13 protein-coding genes and 1 riboswitch are annotated in these 13,765 nt (G+C 34.8%); of the genes, 1 reads left to right on the forward strand and 12 read right to left on the reverse strand.

The genetic code is table 11. From position 1 onward, the window contains the following. Positions 1 to 2: 2 nt before the first annotated feature. The 11 genes from LDP15_RS04500 to ribD form a co-directional block, all read right to left on the reverse strand. On the reverse strand, positions 3 to 509 hold the full coding sequence (locus LDP15_RS04500; protein ID WP_225513343.1) for a DUF2127 domain-containing protein: 507 nt from the start codon (positions 507 to 509) through the stop codon (positions 3 to 5). A 28-nt stretch (positions 510 to 537) separates the two neighbouring features. After that, the gene (locus LDP15_RS04505; protein WP_015426265.1) at positions 538 to 1,224 is read right to left on the reverse strand and encodes a response regulator transcription factor; all 687 of its coding nucleotides are present in this window, start codon (positions 1,222 to 1,224) and stop codon (positions 538 to 540) included. A 125-nt stretch (positions 1,225 to 1,349) separates the two neighbouring features. Beyond that, positions 1,350 to 2,306 (reverse strand): glycosyltransferase family 2 protein, encoded by a 957-nt coding sequence (locus LDP15_RS04510; RefSeq protein ID WP_015426264.1) that lies wholly within the window; start codon positions 2,304 to 2,306, stop codon positions 1,350 to 1,352. 2 nt (positions 2,307 to 2,308) lie between these two features. Continuing rightward, positions 2,309 to 3,931 carry a glycosyltransferase family 39 protein gene (locus tag LDP15_RS04515; protein ID WP_015426263.1) on the reverse strand — a complete coding sequence of 541 codons (1,623 nt, stop codon included), beginning with the start codon at positions 3,929 to 3,931 and terminating at the stop codon, positions 2,309 to 2,311. 139 nt (positions 3,932 to 4,070) lie between these two features. Next, complete coding sequence (locus LDP15_RS04520; RefSeq protein WP_015426262.1) at positions 4,071 to 4,514, reverse strand: divergent PAP2 family protein; 444 nt, start codon at positions 4,512 to 4,514, stop codon at positions 4,071 to 4,073. A 147-nt stretch (positions 4,515 to 4,661) separates the two neighbouring features. Next, positions 4,662 to 5,567, reverse strand: a complete 906-nt coding sequence (locus tag LDP15_RS04525) for an RluA family pseudouridine synthase (RefSeq protein WP_003130995.1) — start codon at positions 5,565 to 5,567, stop codon at positions 4,662 to 4,664. A gap of 61 nt (positions 5,568 to 5,628) precedes the next feature. Then, positions 5,629 to 6,081, reverse strand: coding sequence for a signal peptidase II (lspA, locus tag LDP15_RS04530; RefSeq protein ID WP_012897620.1), 453 nt, complete (start codon positions 6,079 to 6,081; stop codon positions 5,629 to 5,631). 102 nt (positions 6,082 to 6,183) lie between these two features. Beyond that, positions 6,184 to 6,648 carry a 6,7-dimethyl-8-ribityllumazine synthase gene (gene ribE / locus LDP15_RS04535; RefSeq protein ID WP_015426261.1) on the reverse strand — a complete coding sequence of 155 codons (465 nt, stop codon included), beginning with the start codon at positions 6,646 to 6,648 and terminating at the stop codon, positions 6,184 to 6,186. 27 nt (positions 6,649 to 6,675) lie between these two features. After that, positions 6,676 to 7,872, reverse strand: coding sequence for a bifunctional 3,4-dihydroxy-2-butanone-4-phosphate synthase/GTP cyclohydrolase II (locus tag LDP15_RS04540; protein ID WP_015426260.1), 1,197 nt, complete (start codon positions 7,870 to 7,872; stop codon positions 6,676 to 6,678). An 8-nt stretch (positions 7,873 to 7,880) separates the two neighbouring features. Beyond that, positions 7,881 to 8,531: a riboflavin synthase gene (locus tag LDP15_RS04545; protein WP_015426259.1), complete on the reverse strand. Its 651-nt coding sequence runs from the start codon at positions 8,529 to 8,531 to the stop codon at positions 7,881 to 7,883. Then, positions 8,531 to 9,619 carry a bifunctional diaminohydroxyphosphoribosylaminopyrimidine deaminase/5-amino-6-(5-phosphoribosylamino)uracil reductase RibD gene (gene ribD, locus LDP15_RS04550; protein WP_015426258.1) on the reverse strand — a complete coding sequence of 363 codons (1,089 nt, stop codon included), beginning with the start codon at positions 9,617 to 9,619 and terminating at the stop codon, positions 8,531 to 8,533. Before ribD ends, LDP15_RS04545 begins: the two co-directional genes overlap by 1 nt. Positions 9,620 to 9,801: 182 nt before the next feature. Next, positions 9,802 to 9,918: riboswitch (FMN riboswitch) on the reverse strand. A gap of 170 nt (positions 9,919 to 10,088) precedes the next feature. Between ribD and LDP15_RS04555 the strand changes: the two genes are divergently transcribed. Next, on the forward strand, positions 10,089 to 10,994 hold the full coding sequence (locus tag LDP15_RS04555) for a magnesium transporter CorA family protein (protein ID WP_225513304.1): 906 nt from the start codon (positions 10,089 to 10,091) through the stop codon (positions 10,992 to 10,994). Between the two features lie 25 nt (positions 10,995 to 11,019). Here the strand turns inward: LDP15_RS04555 and parC are convergent, their stop codons facing one another. After that, complete coding sequence (gene parC, locus LDP15_RS04560; protein ID WP_225513305.1) at positions 11,020 to 13,494, reverse strand: DNA topoisomerase IV subunit A; 2,475 nt, start codon at positions 13,492 to 13,494, stop codon at positions 11,020 to 11,022. Between the last annotated feature and the right edge of the window lie 271 nt (positions 13,495 to 13,765).

The following is a 13,765-nucleotide window of genomic DNA, read 5'->3' on the forward strand; positions in this document are numbered from 1 at the left end:
CGCTAATTTACTTTACTATTTTTTAAGGAAGAGTATGAGCCCTCTTTTGAAATATGTGCTTTTAACTTACGGTATTCTAATAAGGTTAAAATAATCATCAATACGTCAACTGCACATAAAACGAGCATTGAAATTGACCCATGATTAAAAAATTCAAAGATTTGATAAAGAATAAAACTAACTAAAAGTAATATTGATAAGGGGTATGACCATAGAATCTTTTTCCAGAGCAGAGCCAACGTCACCAACTTTAGTGCACCATGTAAAAGTAAATATACAATAGCAAATAAAGTAGCATCATTGGTCAGTCTTTCTCCTGCATTTGTAATCATCGTAGAGAGCGGGCTTAGAGAAATAGCCAGTGCAAGATGGTGAATAGTTGCTTTAATTAAATCAAGTGGAACAAAGATTAAAAGTAAACCTGATATAAATTCAACAAAAGCAAAAATACTTTTACCCAGAAGCATTGTGTTAAAACTAACATCTAATAATTCTTCTTTATTTTTCACTTTATTCAAGGCTACCTCTTTTCCTCTCTCAGTTTTCGTTATTTAAACGATAACCTATACCACGAACGGTTTCAATGAGAGATTTATGATTTGGCAAATCAATTTTAGCACGAAGGTAACGAACATAAGCATCCACGGTATTTTCCTGACCGTCAAAATCCATGCCCCATACATCATCCAAAATATCTGCTCGACTTATCACTATACCACGATGTTCTAAAAAATAGCTTAACAAAGAAAATTCTCTTTGAGTTAAATTGACTGTTTTACCAGCAACTTCTGTTGTATGAGCACTTAAATCAACTTTTAAGTAATCAAGTTCATAGACCTTGGAAGAAGAATTTGACCATTTCCTAAAAATCAACCTCAGCCGAGCCAATAGCTCCTCAATTTCAAAAGGTTTAGTAATATAATCATCTGCTCCTGCATCAAGACCGGCGACTTTATCTCCAATATAATCACGCGCCGTCAAGAAGATAATTGGTGTATTGGGCTGAATTTTTTTCATTCGACGTAAAACTGTCAAGCCATCTAATTTTGGGATCATCCAATCAAGCAAAACAACATCAATAGCAGGCTTAGCAGTTTCAAATATTTCCAAAGCAGAAAGACCATCAAAAGCGGTTGAAACTTGATAATCTTCAAAAATCAACTCTTTTTTGACATAATCAGAGAGACTCGGTTCGTCTTCAACAATCAAAACATGGTAGCTCATTTGGCACCTCGCCTTTCTATAATTGCAAATGTAATCAAAAATTTTTATTTACTTGCTCATTATAACAAGCATAAAACAAAAAAACCATACGGTTTTTCTGAATAATTAATGATAATTTATCATTTTTAATCTTCGTTAATGAAGTCTTCAATCAAATAACGAGGACGTTGTTTAACTTCCAAGAAGATTTTTCCGATATATTCACCAATTACACCTAGAGCTAATAGATTAGCCCCACCAAATCCAACAATTGCCAACATTGTCGAAGCCCAACCTGCAACGTCAGAACCATTAATAAAATGGCGAGCAATAATATAAATTGCTCCTACAATAGCTAGCAAAAACCAAATTAAACCAATCCAAAAAATCAAACGCATCGGTGCAGCTGATGTTGAAGTAATTCCATCCAGCGCAAAACTAATCATTTTTTTCAAAGGATACTTACTTTCACCGGCAAAACGTTCTCCACGTTTATAATAAACGATATCAGATTTATAGCCAACCAAAGGAACCATTCCTCTTAAGAAGAGATTTTGTTCAGGAAATTGAGCTAAACCGTCAAGGGCACGGCGACTCATTAAACGAAAATCAGCATGATTAGGAACACTTTGGCTCCCCAAACCTTGCATTAATTTATAAAAAGCTCCAGCGGTTCTTCTTTTGAAAACTGTATCAGTGTCCCGATTATCCCGTACACCATAAACGATATCACAGTTCTCATTTTCAAATTTTTCAAGCATTTCATCAATTGCATTAATATCATCTTGCAAATCTGCATCCATTGAAATAACACAATCTGCTAAATTTCTCACGGTCATTAAACCAGCGAGCAAAGCATTTTGATGTCCTCGATTTCTTGAGAGATTAATCCCACTAAACATCGGATTTTCATTATGTTTTTCTTGAATTTTTTCCCAAGTCTTATCTTTTGATCCATCATTAACATAGACAACTCTACTTTTTGGACTAATAATATTATTTGAAATCAATTGTTCATATTTAGCCTTGAGACGTTCGGAAGTTTCATCAAGTACCAGTTCTTCATTGTAACATGGCACGACCATATAAAGAATCTTAGTCATATTCACTCCTTAATTTTTTTCTTTTTAAACTGCTTTTCTATTAAACTTAAACTTGCTAAAGCAATCATAACAGGGGCAAATTGATAAAGGTAACGTGAATTTGTTTCCCATAGAATAAGGAAAAAACTCAATCCAACAAAGGCCAAAGCTGGAATAAACCAGGGATTTGACCAATTTCTCTTGCTGATTAAAATTCGCCAGATTTGACGCCACAGCAAAACAACTAGGCCAATCCAATAAAGGGTTTGAACAGCCTTTAGCATAAACCAACCTGTTATATTACCAGGGCCATCCAAAGAAAATGAGGTTCCTGATAAATAATCAAAGTAACGATTAATAAATTTATTTTCATGATGATAAGTATAAAACGAACTGTTCAAATCACCATATAGCCAAGTATAGGCCAACTTACGTCCAATTTGTCGCACAACTCCGACAGGTCCCATCTTCTTAAGATTATCTATGAAGAGTTGTTTGTCGGCCTCTTTTTTCGCTTCATAAGTTGGGAAAGATTCAGAATAGAGTCTCACTTTCTTATTGAATCCACCCGTTTTATTAGTTGGCGACCAAGACATAGCAATCCAGTGCATCATCGGAAGATTACGACGTTCATTAGCCTCTTGAGAAAAGGCTGGCTCGGTCGCAATAGTTGCTTTAACCATGAAATGTCCACCAACAAATAAAATAGCAAACATTGGAAGTAAAAGCAAAAGTTGTTTCCATTTTTTATTAAGTCCAAGGAAAATCAAAACAGCAATAAGCACAATTAACACCGTTGGCTTAAATTCATAACCTATAACTGCCAACACTGTTGCCAAAAAATACCATAGAACTTGTTGAGTTATTTTTTGTGATTTAATGGCATAAATAAAGAACAACAAACTAAAGGATACAAAAGGAAGTGTAATCGTATCACTGTAAAGTTGTGCACCATAAACGTAAAAAGGTAAGAACCCAAGGGCACAAACATTGTATAAGAGCGCATGTCTTTTCCCGCTCAATGCCTTAACACTTAAGGTTCCAGCTAAAACTCCAAGACTTGTTAATAGTGCAGACACTGCTGTCACAACCCACATTTTTAGTTCAATACTTCCTGCAAAAGGAGAGAAAACTTGATTAAATAAAATCCCTAAAAATTGATTATTTGGATAACGAAGAAAATATCCTAAACGCGAAGCAGTTTCAGGTAACAGTCCAAAAGATTGACCATGGAGTTCTGTCGTAGAATTAAATATAACGAAATAGTCCCAAGCATGCTTACTATCAGGCACATGAATCATAAAAAGAAACGGCAAACTAAAAGTTAACAAAGCTACTACCCAAAAGCTTATTCGATAATATTTTGTTACTGACAAGTCTGTCAGTAACTCAATTTTACTGACAGACTTGCCAGTAGTTTCATTTTTATCCTTCGAGTCAAAAAGTTTTTTTGATAATTTATAAATTCCAACAAAATAAAAATAGGCTGCTATTAAAAGAATATTTCCTAACAAAAGCGCAATGATGTGATCTGCATTCCACACTTGCGTCAAAGAAATGGCAATCCCGTTAATTAAAAGAAAGAGTCCTATCATTAAGGCAAGACAGAATCCTTTTTTATACTTAATAAATACAATATTATTCATATTACCATTTTACCATAGCTTCGCTTTTGTTTCTTACAATAACCTTAATTTTTAGATGATAATTTCTCATTTTTTACTTCACATTTATAAACTACACTATAGTTAACGCTTACGACTCTAATTGCAACAGAATTTTTTCTTAATTCATTACTAAAGCAACTATTATTCCTAAAATTGTTCCACCCATCACTTGAATTGGTGTATGCCCCAATAATTCTTTTAAATTTTTGTCTACTTTGATTCCGGCATTTTCGACATTTTGTAACATCCGATTGATAATTCTGGCTTGATTTCCTGCCTGTCTTCTAATACCTTGGGCATCATATAAAACGACGAAGGCTAAAACAGTAGCAATAGCAAAAAGGGATGAATCAAATCCTTGTTTCAATCCAGTAGCCGTTGCCAAAGCAACAACTAATGAACTATGAGAGCTGGGCATCCCGCCAGTTGCAAAAATTAATTGCCAATTAATACGATGTGTCCGAATAAGTTCGATAATTATTTTAATTAACTGAGCCAGAGCCCAACTCACAATGGCTGTCATTAAAATTTGATTATGAAAAATCTGATTAAAAAAGTTCATAATAGTCTCCTTTTACTAATAAAAACCTACTAACTATCAGTAACTCTATTATACATCATCTATCTTTTATTGATGTCTGATTTGCTGACAAATACAGAAAGTCTGTCAGTAAATATAGTTCAATTTTAAATACAAAAAAGAACAAGTTTAAACTTGTTCTCTAAGCTTTTCTAATTGTTCATTGAATATCTCAGGTGCATCAACTTGGAATTCCATAAATTCACCAGTTGTTGGATGGTCAAAACCTAATGTTTCAGCATGCAAAAATTGCCCTTTATTAGGTGTCAATGTTTTATTCGGTCCATAGAGTGGATCACCAGCCACAGGATGACCAATGTAATTCATATGTACACGAATCTGATGTGTACGCCCAGTTTCCAAGCGTAATGCAATCAAAGTATAGCCATAAAATCGTTCTAAAACCTCAAAATGAGTCACGGCTGGTTTTCCGCCAGAAACTACGGCTTGTTTTTTGCGATCTTTAAGATTACGACCAATTGGCGCTTCAATTGTCCCTTTATCATTAGCAATTTCACCATGGACAATCGCTAAATAACGACGTTTGCTCGTCTTATCTTTTAATTGTGCTGCCAAACTTTCGTGTGCTTTATCATTTTTAGCAATCATCAAAAGACCACTCGTATCCTTATCAATACGATGCACAATTCCTGGACGAATTACACCATTAATGCTTGAAAGATCTTTGATATGATACATAATTGCATTAACCAATGTCCCTGAAGCATGACCGGCTGCGGGATGAACTACCATTCCTTGAGGTTTATTTACTACTGCAACATCTGAATCTTCATAAATGATTTCTAGCGGCAAATCTTCAGCAACGATATCAAGAACTTCCGCTTCTGGAACTTCAAATTCAATCCTGTCCCCTACTTTTACTTTATACTTTGCTTTTTTGGCTTCACTGTTAACAAACACTTTATCATTTTTGATAAGTTCTGTCAGTAAACTTCGTGAATATTCTGTTTGATTGGCAAGCGCCTTGTCAAGACGTAAGCCTTTGTTTTCTTCGTTAATTTTTATGATAGGCAAGTATTTTTTTCCTTTTTATAAATGTTAAATAAAAATTTCTGTCAGTGATTTTTTAATCGATTTATTTTGTTTCTTTGTCTGTCAAAATTGCAATGAAAAGAAGAACAAAACCAACAGATAATAAGATATCCGCAATATTAAAAATTGGAAAATTAATAAATTCAGTTTGGAACATATCAACAACAAATCCTTGACGAATTCGGTCAATAAAATTTCCCAAAGCTCCCGCAATAATTAAAGTTAATCCAATAAAATACCAGTTTTGTGCCATTTTTTTCCATAAAAACCAAAGGGCAACAACTAAGACGATCGGTGTTAAGACAAGGAAAAACCATTGTTGACCTGAAAATGAAGACCAAGCTGCTCCATCATTTTTGATATAAGTTAAACTAAGAACATTAGGCCAAATTTTTTCTGTATCTCCAAGCTGAATATTAGCAACAATCCAATTTTTAAAAATTTGGTCAGCAACAATTCCAACAACGATAATAACAAGTGACAGTAGTTTTTTCATGCTTTAATTATAGCATATTTCGCAATCTGATAGCTCGCTAGAACAGTTTTTATCCTATTTCAAAATAAAAAGCGCATTTAAATAAATGCACTTATAGATAAATTAGCCAATCTTTCTCATCAAATCAACCATTTCAATTGCTCCAACCGCTACTTCAAAACCTTTATTTCCAGCTTTTGTGCCTGCACGCTCAATGGCTTGTTCGATATTTTCAGTTGTTAGCACACCAAACATGACCGGAATATTAGAGTTTAAGGAAACATGAGCAATCCCCTTAGAAACTTCATTACAAACAAAATCATAATGAGAAGTTGAGCCTCTGATGACAGTCCCTAAACATATAATTGCTTCATATTTATTGGAAGTCGCCATTTTTTTGGCAACAAGGGGAATTTCAAAAGCCCCAGGAACCCATGCTATATCAATTTCTTCTTCCTGGACTCCATGTCTTTTGAGTGCATCTAATGCTCCTGACAAAAGTTTTGCATTGATAAATTCATTAAATCGAGCAACTACAATCCCATATTTTGCATTCTCTGTTCTTAAATTTCCTTCAATAATTGTCATATTTCTATCCTTACTTTCTATTTTACTTTAGTCAAACAAATGTCCCATTTTATTTTGTTTTACTTTTAAATAATCACGGTCAAAAGGGTTATCTTTGATTTGGAGAGCTACTCTTTCTTCAACTACTAGACCATATTTTTGAAAATCATTAATCTTTTGCGGATTATTAGTCATTAATTTTAATGATTTCACCCCAATTATTTTTAAAATTTGTGCTCCAATCGAATATTCTCGCTCATCTTCTTCAAATCCCAAAGCTAAATTAGCTTCAACTGTATCAAGTCCTTCATCTTGAAGTGAGTAGGCACGAAATTTATTAATCAAACCAATTCCACGTCCTTCTTGTCGAAGATATAAAAGCACGCCACGCCCCTCATCATTCATTTTTTTTAATGCCTCTTCTAATTGTTCACCGCAGTCACATTTCAAAGAACCAAAAGCATCACCAGTTAAGCATTCTGAGTGAACGCGGCAAAGAATAGCTTGACCGTCACCAATATCTCCTTTAACTAAAGCAACATGGTGCTCACCATTTATTTTATTGACAAATCCTAAAATATCAAACATACCATATTTCGTTGGTAGCTTGGCTCTAGTCACTTGCTCTACTTGCAGTTCATTTTGCTTAAGATACTCTTGAATAGCTTTAATTTTGATATATTTCAAGCCCCACTCTTGCGCTTTTTCCTTCAGTTTCTCCTTACGCATCATTGTTCCATCTTCGTCCATTATTTCAACGCAGACACCTACTTCTTTTAAACCAGCCAGACGCAACAAGTCAACTGTAGCCTCAGTATGACCATTTCGCTCTAAAAGGCCATTTTTCTTGGCAATAAGTGGAAATACATGACCTGGTCTACGAAAATCACTTGGTAAACTCTCGGCATCAACAAGTTTTTTTATGGTTAAGGCCCGTTCAAAAGCCGAAATTCCTGTGCTAGTTTCAATATGATCAACCGAAACTGTAAAAGCTGTTCCATGATTATCTGTATTTTTCTCTACCATTTCCTCTAATTGTAAATTCTTAGCATAAGTTTCACTGAGTGGTGCGCAAATCAATCCTTTGGCCTCACTTGCCATAAAATTAATTATTTCTGGACTGATATATTCGGCCGCACAGATAAGGTCGCCCTCATTTTCTCTATTTTCATCGTCACTAACGATAATCATTTCCCCTGCTTTAAGTGCAGCAAGTGCTTCTTCTACTTTATTATATTGGAACATTTTATCTCCTATAAAAATCCGTTGTTAAGTAGTTTTTCTTTAGTTAATGAAGATTCTTTCATCGAAGAACTACTATCGCCCCATAATTTTTCTATATATTTCCCCAAAATATCATTTTCTAAATTAACAGTATCACCCACTTTTTTATCTGCCATTATCGTCTCTTTGAGCGTATGTGGAATAATAGAAACACTAAAAGATTTCGACTTAACCTGAGCAACTGTAAGACTAATCCCATCAATCGTAATTGAGCCTTTTTCGACGATGTATCTCATTAAATTTAAGCTCGTTTTGATTTCAAACCAGATGGCATTTTCTTCTTTTTTTACTTCTAAAATCTGGCCAACTCCATCAATATGTCCTGACACAATATGCCCACCAAATCGGCCATTTAATGGCATCGCTCGTTCTAAGTTAACTTTGGCGCCCACATTTAAGGTCCCAAGATTTGAACGATTTAGACTTTCAGGCATAATATCAGCCATAAATTCTTTTTGATTAAATTCAGAAACGGTCAGGCATAAACCATTTGTTGAAATAGAATCTCCAAGTTTCATATCCTCTAAAATCAAGGAAGCACGGATACTAATTTTGGAGGATTTTTCTCTTTTTTGCAGGCGACTCACTTCCCCTATTTCTTCAATTATTCCTGTAAACATTAAAGAAGCTCACTTTCTAATAAAATATCTTCTCCTAGATGGGTTATTTGAGGACTTTTTAGGAGATAGGCTTGATTGGGTTGCTCGATTCCATGTCCTTCAACTGGACTTGGTGCTTCTTTTCCACCAAATATTTTAGGGGCAATATAAGTTTGAACTTTTTGGACTATCCCTGCTTTTAATGCCGAAGCATTTAATGTCCCTCCACCTTCCAAGATGATACTATCAATCCCCTTTTCTCCTAACTTTTTGGTCAATTCTTTCAAATTCAATCTTCCTTCTAGGCAAGAAACTAAGATAATTTCACAACCCACTTTAAGAAAGGGAGCTTGTTTTTCGGGGTCAGACTCAGCTGTAGCAATAATCGTTGGAATTTCAGTAGCTGTAGAAACAATCTTGGAAGTTAAAGGACTTCTTAAATGAGTATCACAAATGATTCTTATCGGATTTTTTCCATTTTCCAACCTGACAGAGAGTTGTGGATCATCTAAAATAAGTGTTTCAACACCAATCATAATTGCCATAAAACGTGAACGGTCTTGATGTACTTTCTCTCTTGCAATTTCACCTGTAATCCATTTTGATTGACCTGCTGATGTCGCAATTTTTCCGTCTAAAGTCATTGCATACTTCATCATGACATAGGGAAGCCCTTGACTAACATAATAAAAGAAAATTTTATTTAATTCTTCACATTCTTTTTCTAAGACTTTGATAGAAACTTCAATTCCAGCTTCTCTCATTGCTTTAATTCCTTTTCCTGAAACCAAGGGATTGGGGTCTAAATGCCCGATAACAACACGCTTAATTCTATTTTTTATAATCGCTTCAAAACAAGGGGGTTGTTTTCCCTGATGCGCACAAGGCTCTAAGGTCACATAAAGCGTGGCTCCTTCGGGAGATTCGTTACAATCCTTAAAAGCATTGATTTCCGCGTGAGCTTCCCCATATTTTTCATGATAGCCTTGACCAATAATTCTCCCTTCTTTGACAATAAGGGCTCCTACTTGAGGGTTAGGGTTGACATTACCACCTCCTTTTTTTGCAAGTACAATTGCTAAATCCATGTAGTATTCGTCTTTTTTCATCTATTCATCCTTTCTAATAAAAAATAAGACCCTAAAATAAAATTTCAGGGTCTTTTGATAAATTTTCTATTTTTTTTCGAGCAAAAATGCAGCTCAAAAAACCAAAACTGGAGTGAATTATTTAAATTCACTCCAGAGTTTTAGGCTAAATAGACATAATACTGACTAGAGTATTATGGTTTTATTATCTTCTTTCATCCAGACTATACTGTCGGCCTCGGAGTTTCACCGAATCATGCTGCAAGCAGCTCGCGGGCTATACCGCCGGTAGGGAATTACACCCTGCCCTGAAGATTTATTCAATTGTAGCTAAAGTATAGCATTTAAATTTAAAGATTGTCAAGAAATAAAAACGTATTCTTTAAAATAGCAATTTCTCAAGTTAGTTATTAATAGTTTTTGCCTATTTATTTGCTCAAAAATTACAATTTTGCTAAAATGGCTCTATTAGAACATAGGATATCTTATCATGCAAGAAATAAAAATAAACCCTCAACTCACTTGGCTTTCTTTTAATGTCGAAGACCTTAGAAATATTTCTGAACTTGCTACTTATGGTATTGACTTAGAAACACTTCAATATGCCGAAGATAAAAATGAACGTCCGCACACGGAGTTCATTCCTGATAGTCAAGACTTTGTACTGATTTTCAATAGTCTGGATTTACTCAATTCAGAAGTTCATTATAAGACGGTTCCCATTACTTTTGTAGCACAAAAAAATCGATTAATTACTCTTTATCATCCAGAAAATGAATATTTAATTAATCAAATTAAAAAATATTGTTTTCAAAATGAACCAGAAACGGTTTATCATCTTCTTTTCATCAGTTTATTTTTGATTTCAGAGGCTTTCTTTCCTTACTTAGAAAAAATCGATAAATCAAAAGAAGAAATTAATCAAAAGTTGCGTGAAAAAACAACAAAGAAAAATTTGTTGGCCCTTTCTGATATTGAAACGGGAATGCTGTATATTGTATCTAGTGCCAACCAAAATACTTTACTACTTGAACAACTTAAAACTAAAAGTATTTACAGACAGTTCAATGAAACTGAAAAAGAGCAGCTTGAAGATGCAATTATCGAAGCACAGCAGCTTGCCAGTATGACACAACTTAATGCTCAAATTCTTGAACAATTAGCAGGAACTTATAATAATGTCCTTAATAATAATTTGAATGATAATATGACAACTTTGACAATTGTTTCTGTACTTTTGGCAGGATTAGCAGTCATCACCGGTTTTTTTGGAATGAATGTACCACTTCCACTTACTAACCAAAAAGATGCTTGGGTTTGGATTATTGGAGCTTGTATTATTCTTTGGCTACTTTATGCGGCACTCTTTCGTTATATTATTGGTCGAAGACAATAAAAAAATCAGCCAAAGCTGATTTTTTTTATTTTATTTTTACGCTTGCAATTTTTTCAAGATCATCAGCAATTGGATGTCCATTGCTTGTTCGATCTGATAATGATAAATCGCACAAATTGATATCATATTTCTTACCAGTCTCACTGATAACTTCTAATACTTGTTCATCAGTTTCTTTTGTCGCTGGTGCTTTAGCTTGACTGAACAAATCTAATTCCTCTGTTAGCGCTGATAAATCAGCAGTTGAATTGATTAAGCCGGCTGCAAAGACGGTATGATTATTTGTCTTCAAGGTTCGTAGTACTTGAAGGCCACGGTTAGAACGTGAGGTAGCCGGAATATCATCCGTCTTGACACGTTTGATAAATGCCCGTTGAGTCAAAAGGTACCAACTATTTGAGTTAACAAAGAAGGCGGACTTAATTTTATCACCATTTTTGAGATTCATGGCCTTGACTCCTGCAGCTCTAGCACCCAGAACTGGGACGTCATCAAGATTAAAGCGAAGGGCATAGCCATTTTCAGAAATAAGCATAAGGTCTGCAAATTGTACTGGGGTGATTAAAACAATTTCATCATCTTCTCCCTTAAGTTTAGCATATGGAGTAGATTTTGAACGATAGGTACGCCAAGGGGAGAAACTTTCACGTTCGATTTGCTTTATTTGTCCATTTTTTGTGACAACAACTAGATTTTCACCAGCAAATTCGTCCACAATCTGAACAAAAATTACTTTCTCATCGGCTGAAAAATTAGAGAGACTTTGGGATAGATGCTCACCAATGTCTTTCCAACGAACATCCGAAAGTTCATGAATTGGGCGATAAATGACATTTCCGAGATTTGTGAAAAGCAAGAGATGTTGAGTTGTTTTAGCATTGGCATAGTAAAGAAGCTCGTCATCATCACGTTTACCAACTTCTTCAAGGGCTGATGAAGCAAATGAACGTGGTGAAGTTCGCTTGATATAACCTGAACGAGTTACTGAAACTACCGTGTCTTCTGCCACAATCAATTCGCTCGCTTCAATTTCAATAGTTTGAACTTCATCTTGTAATTCGCTACGGCGTGGTTTGGCAAATTTTTTCTTAACTTCACGAAGTTCGCGTTTCATTAAATTAAACAAAGTACGTTCATCATTGATAATCGCTTTAAGTTCAAGAATTTTTTGCTCTAATTCAGCTTGTTCATTTTGTAGAGTGACAATATCAGTATTGGTCAAACGATAAAGTTGTAAAGTAACAATGGCTTCGGCTTGCTCTTCGGTAAATCCAAATGAAACTTTGATATTTTCTTTGGCATCTGCTTTATTTTCTGAAGCACGAATCGTTGCGACCACTTCATCTAAAATAGAAACCATGCGAATCAAACCTTCAACAATATGAAGTCTTTTTTCTGCTTTATTTAAATCAAATTGTGAACGTTTAACGATAACATCTTCACGGTGTTTGACATAAGAGCGGAGCATTTGTAAGACACCGGTTTGAACAGGAGTCATATTATCAATTGCGACCATGTTGAAGTTATAATTCACTTGTAAATCAGTATTTTTAAACAAGTAATTCAAAACAAGCTGGCTATCAGCTTCTTTCTTTAATTCAATTGCAATCCGAAGACCTTCACGGTCTGACTCATCTCTGACTTCTGCAATTCCGGGCACTTTAGCATTGACACGAACATCATCAATTTTCTTGACTAAGTTTGCTTTATTGAGCTCAAAAGGAATTTCAGTAACAATAAGTTGCTCTCGCCCGCCTTTCATTGGTTCAATATCGACTTTTGAACGAACAACAATGCGCCCTTTTCCTTTTTCGTAAGCTTTTCTGATTTCGCCTTTTCCTTGAATAATCCCACCAGTAGGAAAATCTGGTCCTGGTAAGAATTCCATGATTTTTTCTACATCAGCTTTAGGATGGTCAATCATATGAATGGTTGCGTCAATGACTTCCCCCAAATTGTGAGGTGGAATATCTGTCGCATAACCAGCTGAAATCCCGGTTGAGCCATTGACTAAAAGATTTGGGAAGGCTGCTGGTAAAACTGTTGGTTCTTTCTCAGTATCATCAAAGTTCCAAGCTTGACTTACTGTATCTTTCTCAATATCTGCTAAAAGATAGCCTGAAATTTCTGAAAGACGGGCTTCAGTATAACGCATAGCGGCTGGTGGGTCACCATCCATTGAACCATTATTACCATGCATTTCGATTAAAGGTTCGCCCATTTTCCAGTCTTGACTCATCCGAATCATCGCTTCATAGATTGAGCTATCTCCATGTGGGTGGAAATTACCCATGACATTTCCGACTGATTTCGCTGATTTACGATAAGACTTATCAAATGTGTTTCCGTCTTTATTCATTGAATAAAGAATACGGCGTTGTACCGGTTTTAAACCATCACGGATATCGGGAAGGGCCCGCTCCTGAATGATATATTTTGAATATCGACCAAATCGGTCACCCATTATATCTTCTAATGGTAAGGTTTGAATGTTTGACATATTTTAACTTTCTTTTTAGAAAATTTGTTTACTTTTTTAATTAATTATTTGCTAATTTATAAATAAATCTTTGATTTTTTACTGACAGTTCTCTGCTTTTGTCATTCTACAATATAAAATCACTTTTTCTATTCTACCACAAAATCAAAACGAAAAAAACTTACAAATTATTTATTGGTCAAAATTGATAAGATTGTTTATCTCTTTAAAATCTACTGACAGCTTAATTTGAAGTGAAAAAATTACTGACAAAGCTGTCAGTAAATTATTT

This window comes from Lactococcus sp. SK2-659 (assembly GCF_020218185.2).
Classification (GTDB): Bacteria; Bacillota; Bacilli; order Lactobacillales; family Streptococcaceae; genus Lactococcus; species Lactococcus lactis.